Below are 12,718 nucleotides of genomic sequence, written 5' to 3' on the forward strand. Positions count from 1 at the left end.
TTCGCGTGGTGTCGGCACGCTTGCCTAGAGTGTCAGCACTCGACCAAGACAAGTGCACGCGACCGGAAGGACAGCTTGCCCATGGGTCTCACGGCCACGTCGGACGGCACACAGCCGCAGGACTCCGACGGCCTGACAGCAACCGAACACCGCTTGGCGAACGGCCTGCGTGTGGTGCTCTCCCAGGACCACCTCACCCCGGTCGCCTCGGTGTGCCTCTGGTACGACGTCGGTTCCCGTCATGAGGTGAAAGGCCGGACCGGACTGGCCCACCTGTTCGAGCACTTGATGTTCCAGGGCTCGTCCAGTGTGAAGGGCAACGGTCACTTCGAGCTGGTCCAGGGCGCCGGCGGTTCGCTCAACGGCACCACCAGCTTCGAACGCACCAACTACTTCGAGACGATGCCGGCCCACCAGGTGGAGCTGGCGCTGTGGCTCGAGGCCGACCGGATGGGCAGCCTGCTCACCGCGCTCGACGAGGAGAGCCTGGAGAACCAGCGCGACGTCGTCAAGAACGAGCGCCGCCAGCGGTACGACAACGTGCCGTACGGCACGGCCTTCGAGCGGCTGACCGCGCTGGCCTACCCCGACGGCCACCCGTACCACCACACCCCGATCGGCTCGATGGCCGATCTGGACGCGGCCTCCCTGGAGGACGCGCGGGCGTTCTTCCGCACGTACTACGCGCCCAACAACGCGGTGCTGGCCGTGGTCGGCGACATCGACCCCGAGCAGACGCTGGCCTGGGTCGAGAAGTACTTCGGCACCATCCCCGGCCACGACGGCAAGCCCGCCCCCCGCGACGGATCACTGCCCGACGTGATGGGCGGACAGCTCCGCGAGATCGTCGAGGAGGACGTGCCCTCGCGCGCCCTGATGGCCGCGTACCGGCTGCCGCACGACGGCACCCGGGAGTCCGACGCCGCCGACCTGGCGCTGACCGTGCTCGGCGGCGGTGAGTCGTCCCGGCTGCACAACCGGCTGGTGCGGCACGACCGCAGCGCCGTGGCGGCCGGGTTCGGCCTGCTGCGGCTGGCCGGCGCGCCGTCGCTCGGCTGGCTGGACATCAAGGCGTCCAGCGGCGTCGAACTGGCCGACATCGAGGCCGCGGTCGACGAGGAGCTGGCCCGTTTCGCCGCCGAGGGGCCCACCCCGCAGGAGATGGAACGGGCCCAGGCCCAGCTGGAGCGCGAGTGGCTGGACCGGCTCGCGACGGTCGCCGGCCGCGCCGACGAGCTGTGCCGTTTCGCGGTGCTCTACGGCGACCCGCAGCTGGCGCTCAGCGCCGTCCAGCGGGTGTTGGAGATCACTGCCGAGGAAGTGCAGGCCGTCGCCGCGGCCCGGCTGCGCCCCGACAACCGAGCCGTCCTGGTCTACGAGCCCACCGGCTCGCCCGACGAGGCGGCCGACGAGACCGAGCAGGAAGGCGCGGACCAGTGACCGACGTCGCCGCGACCATGACGTTCCACCCCCAGCCGCAGCCGGGCGCCCCCAAGCCGTGGGCCTTCCCGGCCCCCGACCGGTCGACGCTCGGCAACGGGCTGACCGTGCTCACCAGCCACCGTCCCGGCCAGAAGGTCGTCGCGGTGGAGGTGCTGCTCTCGGCGCCGCTGGACGCCGAACCCGAGGGCCTGGACGGGGTGGCCACGATCATGGCCCGCGCGTTCTCCGAGGGCACCGACAAGCTCACCGCGGAGGAGTTCGCCGCCGAGTTGGAGCGCTGCGGCGCCACGCTCGACGCGCACGCCGACCACCCGGGCGTGCGGGTCTCGCTGGAGGTCCCGGCCTCCCGGCTGGACAAGGCCCTCGGGCTGCTCGCGGACGCCCTGCGCGCCCCCGCGTTCCCCGACAGCGAGGTCGAGCGGCTGGTCAACAACCGGCTCGACGAGATCCCGCACGAGCTGGCCAACCCGGCCCGCCGCGCCTCCATGGCGCTCTCCGCGGAGCTGTTCCCCGCCGATCTGCGCTGCTCCCGCCCGCGCCAGGGCACCGAGCAGACGGTGGCGAGGATCGACGCCGCGGCCGTCAGGGCGTTCTACGAGGCGTACGTGCGTCCCGCCACCACCACGGCCGTCGTCGTCGGTGATCTGACCGGTATCGACCTGGTCGCGCTGCTGGACGAGACGCTCGGCGAGTGGACCGGCTCGACCGCGGAGCCCCGCCCGCTGCCGCAGATCACCGCCGACGACACCGCGCGCGTGGTGATCGTGGACCGGCCGGGCGCGGTGCAGACCCAGCTGCTGATCGGCCGTACCGGCTCCGACCGCCATGACCCGGTCTGGGCGGCCCAGGTGCTCGGCACGTACTGCCTGGGCGGCACCCTGACCTCCCGGCTGGACCGGGTGCTGCGCGAGGAGAAGGGCTACACGTACGGCGTGCGGGCCTTCGGCCAGGTGCTCCTGTCCACACAGGAGGGGACGGGCGCCTCGCTGCTCGCCATCAGCGGCTCGGTGGCCACCGAGGTCACCGGACCCGCGCTCGCCGACGCCTGGCAGGTCATCCGCACCCTGGCGGCCGAGGGGCTCACCGACGACGAGCGCGATGTCGCCGTGCAGAACCTCGTCGGGGTGGCTCCGCTGCGCTACGAGACGGCGGCGGCCGTCGCCGGCACGCTCGCGGACCAGGTCGAGCAGTTCCTGCCGGACGACTTCCAGGCCCAGATGTACGCGCGGCTGGCGCGGACCGGCACCGTGGAGGCGACCGCCGCGGTGGTCAGCGCCTTCCCGCTGGAACGCATGGTCGTCGTCCTCGTGGGCGACGCCTCGGCGATCGAGGGACCCGTCACGGAGCTGGGACTCGGCCCGGTGAAGGTCATCGCGGCCGGCTGACCGGCCTCCGGCGGCGGCCGTCCCCTACCGGGGACGGGTGGACGGCCCTCCTCGCGGGCGCCGTCCCGATGCGCGGCGGAACCCTGGCGCACCCCTTGGGGCGCCGGGGTTCCGGGCGTTTTGGATCTCTATCGGCCCGCAAACCTCCCTTGTGGCGAACGCAACAAATCACCTGATCTGTTTGCCGTAACCGACGCGGTCCGATTAGCGTCCTGCTCTGCTGTCCGTCACCATCCGCCGCGACCAGCGGCAACCGGGCAGTGATCGCCGAGTCCCCGTCAGCGCGAGCCTGGGGAGCCGGGGACCCACGTCCCTGGGGTGAATCGGGCCGTCCTCACCACACGAGGCAGCCCGTAGGAGACCTTCCTGCTCCGAACCCGTCAGCTAACCCGGTAGGCGAGAAGGAAGGAAAGGATCTCGCCGTACCCATGGCGTTCACTGTTCTGCCCGCGCCCAGCGGGAAGCACCGCCGTCCCCGTCGTGCCGCACTCCGCACCGGGACCACCCTGGCCGGCGTAGCCGTTCTGACCGCAGCCGGCACCTTCGGCGCCACCGCGGCCACCGCGCTCTCCACCCCGGAACGCGCCGTCGTTCCCAACACCATCGAGGACACGTCGTTCGCTCGCGCCCTCGACGCCTCGGAGGGCCTCACCAACTCCCTCGCCGCCCAGGCCGCCGCCCAGCACAAGGCGGCCGACGAGACGAAGCGCAAGGCCGCCGAGGCCAAGCGGAAGGCCGATGAGGCCAAGCGCGTGGCCCAGGCCGCCGAGGCCGCCAAGAAGAAGGCCGCCGCCGAGGCGAAGATCAAGGCAGAGCGCGCCGCCGAGGCCCGCGCCGCCCGTGCCGCGGAGGAGCGGAGGAAGCTCAACTCCTTCGTGCTGCCCGTCAACAGCGGCATCGGCACCGGCTACAAGGTCCCCGGCTCCATGTGGTCCTCCGGCTACCACACCGGCGTCGACTTCACCGCGTCCACCGGCACCCCGGTCCACGCCGTGGGCGCCGGCACCGTCGTCACCGCGGGCTTCGACTCGGCCTACGGCAACAACGTCGTGATCCGGCACAGCGACGGCATCTACACGCTGTGCGCCCACATGTCCTCGCTCAGCGTGTCGGTCGGCGAGACCGTCACCACCGGCCAGCAGATCGGCCTGTCCGGCGCGACCGGCAACGTCACCGGACCGCACGTGCACTTCGAGGCCCGCACCACGGCCGACTACGGCTCGGACATCGACCCCGTGGCGTACCTCCGCTCGCACGGCGTCTCCATCTGATCCACCCGAGACCAGCACCCCCGTCCCCCTCGAAGGCCCCGGCTCCCCGTCGGGGCCTTCGTGCTGTCCAAAAATAATCCATGAATTCTGGACTGCGGTCGGAATCCTGGTTGTGCTGGAATAGAGTCGCCGAAGAATACGGGGAAAAGAATGGAGACCGGCGATGCGGAATCGGGTGTGAACGGGACGGACGGCGCGGGGCGTCGTATCTCCGCACAGGTCGTGTGCACCGCGATCCGTGACGACATCGTCGGCGGTTTCTATCCGCCGGGCAGCCGGCTGACCGAGGAGCTGCTGGCGAGGCGGTACGGGGTCTCCAGGGTCCCGGTGCGTGAGGCGCTGCGCACCCTGGAGTCGGAGGGGTTCGTCCGTACCCGCCGGCACGCGGGCGCCTCCGTCGCGGAGCCGACGGAGCAGGAGGCGGCCGACCTGCTGGAGATCCGCGGCCTCCTGGAGCCGCTGGGGGCCGCCAGGGCCGCACAGCGGCGCACGGACGCCCACCTCAAGGTGTTGCGCGGGCTGGTGCGGCTGGGCCAGGAACGTTCCCAGCAGGGCCAGCTGTCGGATCTGCCGTCCCTGAGCGGCTGGTTCCACGAGACGCTCGCCCAGGCCTCCGGCAGCCCCACCCTGGCCGCGCTGCTCACCCAGCTGCGGCACAAGATCGCCTGGGTGTACGGGGAGGGTGACCCCGGCCGGGCGGTGGAGTCCTGGGAGGAGCACGGCGCGATAGTCGACGCCGTGGCCCGCGGCGACGCGGAACGGGCCCGGAAGATCTCGGCCGGGCATGTGGAGCGCGCGGTCGCGGTGAGGACTCCGAAACACCCTGTATACGCGGCGCGGCGGCGGAATTAACAATGGCGCCGTATACAAGTGGGCAGAATTATCGTGGCCCTGAATAAAGAAAGGCGGGGCCGCGTTATCCATTCGGACAACGCGGCCCCGCCGAATTCCTGCACGGGCCTACGCCCATGGGCTCAGACGGCTTCGGGGAGTTCCTCGAGGCCCTCGGAGACCAGCTTGGCCAGCCGGTCGAGCGCGGCGTCGGCGCCATCGGCCTCCGACGCGAGCACGATCGGCTCGCCGCCCTGCGCGCCCAGGCCGAGCACGGCCAGCATCGAGGCCGCGTTGACGGCGTTGCCGTCCGCCTTCGCGATGGTCACCGGGACGCCGGCGGCGGTCACCGCGCGGACGAAGAGTGAAGCGGGGCGGGCGTGCAGGCCCTCGGCCCAGCCGACGGTGACACGGCGCTCAACCATGGTGTAGCCCTTCAGGTCGTTCCTGTTGTCTAGACCAGTCTCGCACGGGCGGAAGACTGCTCAGGCACCTCGACGCAGTTCAGCCTGCCCGCTGCGATGACCCCACGCTATCCGGGCACACCCGGACAGCAGCCCGGTCAGCAAGGCGCGCCCGGACACCTGTCCGCATACCCTGGCCCCATGACGACTCCGGCCCCCCGCCCGTATCCGGTGCACTGGGAAGCGGACGTCGTCCTGCGCGACGGCGGCATCGCCCACATCCGGCCCATCGGGCCCGGCGACGCCCAGCGGCTGGTGGACTTCTACGAGCAGGTCTCCGACGAGTCGAAGTACTACCGCTTCTTCGCGCCGTACCCCCGGCTCTCCGACCGCGACGTGCACCGCTTCACCCACCACGACTACGACGACCGGGTGGGCCTGGCCGCCACCATCGGCGACGAGTTCATCGCCACCGTCCGCTACGACCGCATCGACGCGGAGGGCCGGCCGGCCAGCGGGGACGCCTACCGGGCCGAGGTGGCGTTCCTCGTCCAGGACTCCCACCAGGGCCGCGGGGTGGCCTCCGCGCTGCTGGAGCACATCGGGGCGGTCGCCCGCGAGCGCGGCATCCTGCGCTTCATCGCCGAAGTGCTGCCCGCCAACCGCAAGATGGTCAAGGTCTTCACCGACGCGGGCTACACCCAGCAGCGCAGTTTCACCGACGGCGTCGTCCACCTCGAACTCGACCTGGAGCCCACCGAGGCGTCGGTCCAGGTGATGCGGGCCCGCGAGCACCGCGCCGAAGCCCGTTCGGTGCAGCGGCTGCTCACCCCCCGGTCGGTGGCGGTGATCGGCGCGGGCCGGCGGCCCGGCGGCGTCGGCCGCACCCTGCTGCGCAACCTGGTCGCGGGCGGCTTCACCGGCCGGGTGCACGCGGTCAACCGCTCGTTCCCCGAAGGCGAGAGCACCCTCGACGGCGTCCGCGCGCACCGCACCGTCGCCGGGATCCCCGAACCCGTCGACCTGGCGATCATCGCGGTGCCCGCCGAGAACGTGCCCGCCGCCGTCGCGGCCTGCGGCGAACACGGCGTCCAGGGGCTGGTCGTGGTCACCGCCAGCTACGCCGAATCCGGCCCCGAGGGCCGGGAGCGGCAGCGCGAACTGGTGCGCCAGGCCCGCTCGTACGGCATGCGGGTCATCGGCCCCAACGCCTTCGGCATCGTCAACACCGCGGCGGGCGTACGCCTCAACGCCTCGCTCTCGCCCGAGGTCCCGGCCACCGGACGGCTCGGGCTGTTCACCCAGTCCGGCGCGATCGGCATCGCGCTGCTCTCCGGACTGCACCGGCGCGGCGCCGGCCTCTCCTCGTTCGTGTCGGCGGGCAACCGGGCCGATGTCTCCGGCAACGACCTGCTGCAGTTCTGGCAGGACGACCCGGACACCGACGCGGTCCTGATGTACCTCGAATCCTTCGGCAACCCGCGCAAGTTCACCCGGCTCGCCAAGCGGACCGCCGCGAGCAAGCCCGTCGTGGTCGTCAAGGGCGCCCTGCACTCCGGCACCACCCCGGCCGGGCACGCCGTGTCCCCGACCCGGATCCCGGACAGCACGGTGTCCGCGCTCTTCCGGCAGGCCGGGGTGATCCGCGTCGACACGGTCACCGAACTCCTGGACGTGGGCCTGCTGCTCTCCTTCCAGCCCATCCCGCGCGGCGGCCGGGTCGCGATCCTCGGCAACTCCGACTCCCTCGGCCTGCTCACCTACGACGCGGCGCTGACCGCCGGGCTGCGGCCGATCGCGCCGATCGACCTCACCACCTCGGCCGGGCCCGACGACTTCAGGACCGCGCTCACCGCGGCACTGGCCGACGACAGCAGCGACGCGGTGGTCGTCACCGCCATCCCCCGGGTCGGCTGCGAGGACGCCCCCGACCCCGAGTCCGGCGACGACCCCGCCCTCGCCCGCGCGCTGCGCGCTGCCGCGGCCGGCTCCGGCAAACCCGTCGTCGTCGCCCATCTCGCCCTGGAGACCATGGCCGACCGGCTGGGCGCCCCGGTCCCGGAGGCCGCGTCCGACGGGGCCGAAGCCGCTGCGGACGGGAGCGCCCAGGCGCGGGTTCCCGCGTATCCCGCCGCCGACCGTGCGGTGCGGGCGCTGGCGGAGGCGGTGGAGTACGCGCGGTGGCGGCAGGGGGCCGAGACGCCCGGCCGGGTGCCGCAGTTCACGGACATCGAGGAGAGCGCGGCGGCCGCCGATGTGGCACGGCTGCTGGACGCGGGGGAGACCGAGGGCGAGCACGGCGTCGTCCTCGACGAGGCGGCCGCCGCCGCGCTTCTGGGGCGTTACGGGATCACCGTGCGGTCCGCGCTGCCCGCGCCCGGGATCGCCGCGGCGCTGGCCGCCGCGGGGCGGCTCGGCTACCCGGTGGCGCTCAAGACGACGGCGCCGCACCTGCGGCACCGGGCCGACCTCGGCGGGGTCCGGCTCGACCTCGCCGACGAGGGCGATCTGCGGCGGGCCTACGAGGAGCTGACCGCGCGGCTCGGCAAACCGGAGGAGCTGCTGCTGGTGGTGCAGGCGATGGCACCGCGCGGGGTGGACACCGTCGTCCGCGCCACGGTCGACCCGGCGGTCGGCGCCGTGCTCTCGTTCGGCCTGGCCGGAGCCCCCTCGGAGCTGCTGGGGGACACCTCGCACCGGCTGGTGCCGGCCACCGACCGGGACGCCGCGGAACTGGTGCGCTCCATCAAGGCCGCCCCGCTGCTCTTCGGCTGGCGCGGCAGCGAACCGGTGGACACGGCGGCCCTGGAGGAGCTGCTGCTGCGGGTCTCGCTGCTGGTCGACGACCTCTCGGAAGTGGTCGCCGTCGACCTGGAGCCGGTGGTCGTCGCAGCCCACGGCCTCACGGTGCTGGGAGCATCCGTCCGGCTCGACCGGCCGCCCGCCAGAACCGATCTCGGACCACGCGCACTGTCGTCCTTCTGAGCGGTACCCGCCCTTAAGATGGACCCCATGGCGAAGACCGGTATGACGACCCAGGGCCTGCGCACGGCCATCGAGCGCAGCGGCTACTACCCGGCCCTGGTGGCCGAGGCCGTCGAGGCAGCGGTGGGCGGCGAACCGGTGGCGTCGTACCTGGTCCATCAGGAGACGACGTTCGACGCGAACGAGGTGCGCCGGCATGTGACGGTGCTGGTCATCACCGACCACCGCTTCATCGTGAGCCACACCGACGAGCAGGCCGCCGACGACACGTCCCCGACCCCGTACGCGACCACCTCCACCGAGTCCGTGAAGATCGGCCGGATCTCGTCCGTGGTGGTCAGCCGCGTGGTGGCCAACCCCGAGGCGTACGTACCCGGCACGCTGCCGCGCGAGGTCGTGCTGACCATCGGCTGGGGCGCCGTCAGCCGGCTGGACCTGGAGCCCGCCGCCTGCGGCGACCCCAACTGCGACGCCGACCACGGCTACACCGGCTCCTCGACCGCCGACGACCTGTCACTCCGCGTCAGCGAGGCCGGCGACGGGCCCGACGCGGTACGCCAGGCCCTGGCCTTCGCGCAGGCGCTCTCCGAGGCGACGGCGGCCGACCGCTGATGGTGCACGCCGTACCCGCTTACGACCCCGCGCCACTGGATCCGCGTACCGCACCGGCACCGCTCTACGGCACCGCTTCGCTCTGCGACCTCTTCCCCGCGGCCACCGCCGGGCTCGCCGTCCCCGGGATGCCCGCCACCGGCCTCGAACTGGCCCCCGCCGACCGCGTCTGCGTCTTCCTGGTCGACGGCATGGGCTGGGAACTGCTGCGCGCGCACCCCGAGGAGGCGCCCTTTCTCGCCTCCCTGATGCACACCTCGACCGGCGGCACCGGGCAGCCGCTCACCGCGGGCTTCCCGTCCACCACCGCGACCTCGCTCGCCTCGGTCGGCACCGGCCTGGCGCCGGCCCGCCACGGGCTCGCCGGCTACACCGTCCTGGATCCGTCCTCCGGCCGGCTGATGAACCAGCTGCGCTGGCAGCCCTGGACCGATCCGCACGTGTGGCAGCCGTACCCCACCGTCTTCCAGCTCGCCGACGCCGCCGGGGTCGAGACGTGCCAGGTGTCCTCGCCGAACTTCCAGCACACCCCGCTGACGAAGATCGCGCTCAGCGGCGGCACCTTCCACGGCCGGCTCACCGGTGACGAGCGGATGGACCTGGCGGCCGACCGGCTCGGCGCCGCCGACCGGACGCTCGTCTACACGTACTACAGCGAGCTGGACTCCATGGGCCACCGGCACGGCGTCGACTCCGACGCCTGGCGCGGCCAGTTGATGATGGTCGACCGGCTCGCCCAGCGGCTGGCCGAGCAACTCCCGCCGCGCTCCGCGCTGTACATCACCGCCGACCACGGCATGATCGACATCCCGTTCGACGACGAGTCCAGGATCGACTTCGACGAGGACTGGGAGCTGAGTGCCGGCGTCGCCGTCCTCGGCGGCGAGGCCCGCGCCCGCCATGTCTACGCCGTGCCGGGCGCCGCTGCCGACGTGTACACGGTGTGGAGCGAGGTGCTCGGCGAGCAGATGTGGGTGGCCACCCGCGAAGAGGCCGTCGCGGCAGGCTGGTTCGGCCGCCCCGGCGACCCCGTCGACGAACGGGTGCTCGGCAGGATCGGCGATGTGATCGCCGTGGCCCGCGACGACATCGCGGTCATCGCGAGCCGCACCGAGGCGGGGGAGTCCCAGATGGTCGGCCTGCACGGCTCGATGACCCCCGTCGAGCAGCAGGTACCGCTGCTCGAAGTACGTTCCTGACCCGCAGCGCAGCCCCTCCTCCGTCCTGCTTCCCGAAAGGCCGACGTCCTCCTCATGCCCGAGCTTGTGTTCTTCTCCGGAACGATGGACTGCGGAAAGAGCACCCTCGCTCTTCAGATCGAGCACAACCGCTCGACGCGGGGGCTGCAGGGCATGATCTTCACCCGCGACGACCGGGCGGGCGAGGGCGTGCTCTCCTCCCGGCTGGGCCTGTCCACCAAGGCGATCGAGGCCGCCGACGACGTCGACTTCTACGGCTATGTGGTCTCGCACCTGTCGGGCGGCGGCCGTGCCGACTACGTCCTGGTCGACGAGGCGCAGTTCTTCGCGCCCGCCCAGATCGACCAGCTCGCCCGGATCGTCGACGACCTGGGCCTGGACGTCTTCGCCTTCGGCATCACCACCGACTTCAGGACCAAGCTCTTCCCCGGATCGCAGCGGCTCGTCGAGATGGCCGACCGTATCGAGGTCCTGCAGGTCGAGGCGTTGTGCTGGTGCGGGGCCCGCGCCACCCACAACGCCCGCACCATAGACGGCCAGATGGTCGTCGAAGGCGCGCAGGTCGTCGTCGGCGACGTCAACCGCCCGGCCAGCGAGGTGGGTTACGAGGTGCTGTGCCGCCGTCACCACACCCGGCGGATGACGGCGGCGAGCGCTCAGGCCGCGACCCTGTCCCCGGACGTCCTGCCGGTGGACCAGGCAGTCGACCGGAACGGGGTCAGCGGGCCGCGTCGATGACGGTGAAGACGGCACCCTCGGGATCGGCCACCGTCGCCAGCCGCCCGTAGCCGGAGTCACGGGCCGGCTGCAGCACCCGGCCGCCCAGCTCGACCACCCGGCGGGTCGCCGCGTCGGTGTCCGCCACGGCGAAGTACGTCATCCAGTGCGCGCCCCGGTCGCGGGGCAGCGACTGGCCGACGCCGTGGATCCCGGCCACCGGGCGGCCCTTCAGCCGTAGGGTGAGGTAGTCGAAGTCCGCCGCCGCCTCGGGCTCCGTCTCGTACCCGAAGACATCGGTGTAGAACTTCGCGACGGTCGACGACTCGCGCGTCACCAGCTCGTTCCAGGCCAGCGTGCCCGGCTCGCCGATCACGTCGGCGCCGGGGTGGCGCTGGGCCTGCCAGATGCCGAAGACCGCGCCCGACGGGTCGACGGCCACCGCCATCCGCCCCTCGTGGTCCGCGTCCAGCGGGCCGACGCCCACCGTGCCGCCGCACTCACGGATCAGCTCCGCGGTGACGTCCGCGTCGTCGCAGGCCAGCAGCGTGGTCCAGGAGACCGGCAGATGCCGGTCCTTCGGGCCGTCTCCGATCCCGGCGATCTGCCGCCCGCCCAGCTCGGCCCGGACATAGGGGCCGAGGTGCTGCGGTCCCTCGTGGAACTCCCATCCGAACAGGGCACCGTAGAACTCCTGGGCCGCATCCAGATTGTGTGCCATCAAGCTGACCCAGCAGGGCGTGCCGGGGGGACGCCGGCTCGGTACCTCGGTCATTGAATTCTCTCCTCGGGGCCGGCGCGCGGGGCATTCGGGGGAGGTGCCGAAGTCGATGGTTCCACCACCGGGCCCGCGGTGCGCCCCGGCCGCGCCGCATCCAACCCCTAAGTGCTGAATAGTGCCCGTTTTGGTATTTGACTTCCGTTTCGAGACGGTGGCCGCGCGATGGCGATCAGTCGAACGTCCGACGTGTGAGGCCCACAATGGACGTATGGAACCCATTATCGCTGCAGCCGAACTCGCGAGCGAGCTGAGCCGGACCACCGTCCTCGACGTCCGCTACCAGCTCGGGGCCCCTCCGGGCCGTCCGGAGTACGAGGCGGGCCACATTCCCGGAGCGGTCTACGTCGACCTCGAATCCGAGCTGGCCGGCGAACCCGGCGCGGCCGGCCGGCACCCGCTGCCCGACCCGGAGGTCTTCGGCGCCGCGATGCGCGCGGCCGGTGTCAGCGCCGACCGTGACGTGGTCGTCTACGATGCCGCGCAGGGCTGGGGCGCCGCTCGCGCCTGGTGGATGCTGCGCTGGACCGGCCACACCCGGGTCCGGGTCCTGGACGGCGGGCTGGCCGCCTGGACCGCCGCCGGGCTGCAGCTGGAGACCGGAACGGCGGATCCCGCCCACGGTGACTTCACCCCCGCCGTCGGATCGACCCCGCTGCTGACCGCCGAGGACGCGGCGGCGCTGGCCCGGCGCGGTCTGCTGCTCGACGCCAGGGCGGGCGAGCGCTACCGGGGCGAGGTCGAGCCGATCGACCCCGTCGCCGGCCACATTCCGGGCGCGGTGAGCGCTCCGACCACGGAGAACCTCGCGGCGGACGGCCGTTTCCTGCCGGCCGAGGTGCTGGCGGCCCGGTTCGCGGAGCTGGGCGCCAAGGACTCCGCCGAGGTCGGCGTCTACTGCGGCTCCGGCGTCTCGGCGGCGCAGGAGGTGCTGGCGCTGGCGGTCGCGGGCATCCCCGCCGCGCTGTACGTGGGTTCGTGGAGCGAATGGACGGCCGACCCGGACCGCCCGGTCGCCACCGGCGCGCAGCCGGGCTGACCTCGGAACAGGGCCCCGGACAGGGGTAGGGCGAACAGGTAAGGGGCGGCGCAC

General features: G+C 72.5%; 11 protein-coding genes and 1 riboswitch. Of the genes, 9 read left to right on the forward strand and 2 right to left on the reverse strand.

Annotated features, from left to right (window positions below; genetic code table 11):
- The first annotated feature begins 81 nt into the window (after positions 1-81).
- From C8250_RS31300 to C8250_RS31315, 4 genes are all read left to right on the forward strand, one after another.
- Entirely contained in the window at positions 82-1,440 is a 1,359-nt protein-coding gene (locus C8250_RS31300; RefSeq protein ID WP_138357489.1) for a pitrilysin family protein, read from the forward strand.
- Positions 1,437-2,828 (forward strand): pitrilysin family protein, encoded by a 1,392-nt coding sequence (locus C8250_RS31305; protein WP_138357490.1) that lies wholly within the window; start codon positions 1,437-1,439, stop codon positions 2,826-2,828. The genes C8250_RS31300 and C8250_RS31305 overlap by 4 nt, the downstream gene beginning before the upstream one ends.
- A gap of 255 nt (positions 2,829-3,083) precedes the next feature.
- Positions 3,084-3,242: riboswitch (cyclic di-AMP (ydaO/yuaA leader) on the forward strand.
- Between the two features lie 14 nt (positions 3,243-3,256).
- Positions 3,257-4,099 carry a M23 family metallopeptidase gene (locus tag C8250_RS31310; RefSeq protein ID WP_138357491.1) on the forward strand — a complete coding sequence of 281 codons (843 nt, stop codon included), beginning with the start codon at positions 3,257-3,259 and terminating at the stop codon, positions 4,097-4,099.
- A 150-nt stretch (positions 4,100-4,249) separates the two neighbouring features.
- Complete coding sequence (locus tag C8250_RS31315; RefSeq protein WP_138357492.1) at positions 4,250-4,951, forward strand: GntR family transcriptional regulator; 702 nt, start codon at positions 4,250-4,252, stop codon at positions 4,949-4,951.
- A 122-nt stretch (positions 4,952-5,073) separates the two neighbouring features.
- On the opposite strand, the gene C8250_RS31320 is transcribed toward C8250_RS31315, so the two are convergent.
- Positions 5,074-5,355, reverse strand: a complete 282-nt coding sequence (locus C8250_RS31320; RefSeq protein WP_138357493.1) for an HPr family phosphocarrier protein — start codon at positions 5,353-5,355, stop codon at positions 5,074-5,076.
- A gap of 180 nt (positions 5,356-5,535) precedes the next feature.
- Here C8250_RS31320 and C8250_RS31325 point away from each other — a divergent pair, with 180 nt between their 5' ends.
- The 4 genes from C8250_RS31325 to C8250_RS31340 are packed head-to-tail and all read left to right on the forward strand — an operon-like array spanning position 5,536 to position 10,868.
- Entirely contained in the window at positions 5,536-8,319 is a 2,784-nt protein-coding gene (locus C8250_RS31325; RefSeq protein WP_138357494.1) for a bifunctional GNAT family N-acetyltransferase/acetate--CoA ligase family protein, read from the forward strand.
- Between the two features lie 27 nt (positions 8,320-8,346).
- Positions 8,347-8,931, forward strand: a complete 585-nt coding sequence (locus C8250_RS31330; RefSeq protein ID WP_138357495.1) for a DUF5998 family protein — start codon at positions 8,347-8,349, stop codon at positions 8,929-8,931.
- Positions 8,931-10,130 (forward strand): nucleotide pyrophosphatase/phosphodiesterase family protein, encoded by a 1,200-nt coding sequence (locus C8250_RS31335; protein WP_138357496.1) that lies wholly within the window; start codon positions 8,931-8,933, stop codon positions 10,128-10,130. The genes C8250_RS31330 and C8250_RS31335 overlap by 1 nt, the downstream gene beginning before the upstream one ends.
- Positions 10,131-10,184: 54 nt before the next feature.
- A complete protein-coding gene (locus C8250_RS31340) occupies positions 10,185-10,868 on the forward strand; it encodes a thymidine kinase (protein ID WP_138357497.1) in 684 nt (227 codons plus the stop codon).
- Here the strand turns inward: C8250_RS31340 and C8250_RS31345 are convergent.
- On the reverse strand, positions 10,849-11,622 hold the full coding sequence (locus tag C8250_RS31345) for a VOC family protein (RefSeq protein ID WP_138357498.1): 774 nt from the start codon (positions 11,620-11,622) through the stop codon (positions 10,849-10,851). The genes C8250_RS31340 and C8250_RS31345 overlap by 20 nt on opposite strands.
- A gap of 214 nt (positions 11,623-11,836) precedes the next feature.
- On the opposite strand from C8250_RS31345, the gene C8250_RS31350 reads away from it, so the two are divergent.
- Positions 11,837-12,664 (forward strand): sulfurtransferase, encoded by an 828-nt coding sequence (locus C8250_RS31350; protein WP_138357499.1) that lies wholly within the window; start codon positions 11,837-11,839, stop codon positions 12,662-12,664.
- The last annotated feature ends 54 nt before the right edge of the window (positions 12,665-12,718 follow it).

It is taken from the genome of Streptomyces sp. So13.3 (assembly GCF_005860785.2).
GTDB classification, from domain to species: Bacteria; Actinomycetota; Actinomycetes; order Streptomycetales; family Streptomycetaceae; genus Actinacidiphila; species Actinacidiphila fildesensis.

What these genes read in the sequence shown, in the direction of transcription:
- C8250_RS31300 (WP_138357489.1), top strand. Translation starts at nt 82, where the DNA reads ATGGGTCTCACGGCCACGTCGGACGGCACACAGCCGCAGGACTCCGAC.
- C8250_RS31310 (WP_138357491.1), top strand. Translation starts at nt 3,257, where the DNA reads ATGGCGTTCACTGTTCTGCCCGCGCCCAGCGGGAAGCACCGCCGTCCC.
- C8250_RS31315 (WP_138357492.1), top strand. Translation starts at nt 4,250, where the DNA reads ATGGAGACCGGCGATGCGGAATCGGGTGTGAACGGGACGGACGGCGCG.
- C8250_RS31320 (WP_138357493.1), bottom strand. Translation starts at nt 5,355, where the DNA reads ATGGTTGAGCGCCGTGTCACCGTCGGCTGGGCCGAGGGCCTGCACGCC.
- C8250_RS31325 (WP_138357494.1), top strand. Translation starts at nt 5,536, where the DNA reads ATGACGACTCCGGCCCCCCGCCCGTATCCGGTGCACTGGGAAGCGGAC.
- C8250_RS31330 (WP_138357495.1), top strand. Translation starts at nt 8,347, where the DNA reads ATGGCGAAGACCGGTATGACGACCCAGGGCCTGCGCACGGCCATCGAG.
- C8250_RS31335 (WP_138357496.1), top strand. Translation starts at nt 8,931, where the DNA reads ATGGTGCACGCCGTACCCGCTTACGACCCCGCGCCACTGGATCCGCGT.
- C8250_RS31340 (WP_138357497.1), top strand. Translation starts at nt 10,185, where the DNA reads ATGCCCGAGCTTGTGTTCTTCTCCGGAACGATGGACTGCGGAAAGAGC.
- C8250_RS31345 (WP_138357498.1), bottom strand. Translation starts at nt 11,622, where the DNA reads ATGACCGAGGTACCGAGCCGGCGTCCCCCCGGCACGCCCTGCTGGGTC.
- C8250_RS31350 (WP_138357499.1), top strand. Translation starts at nt 11,837, where the DNA reads ATGGAACCCATTATCGCTGCAGCCGAACTCGCGAGCGAGCTGAGCCGG.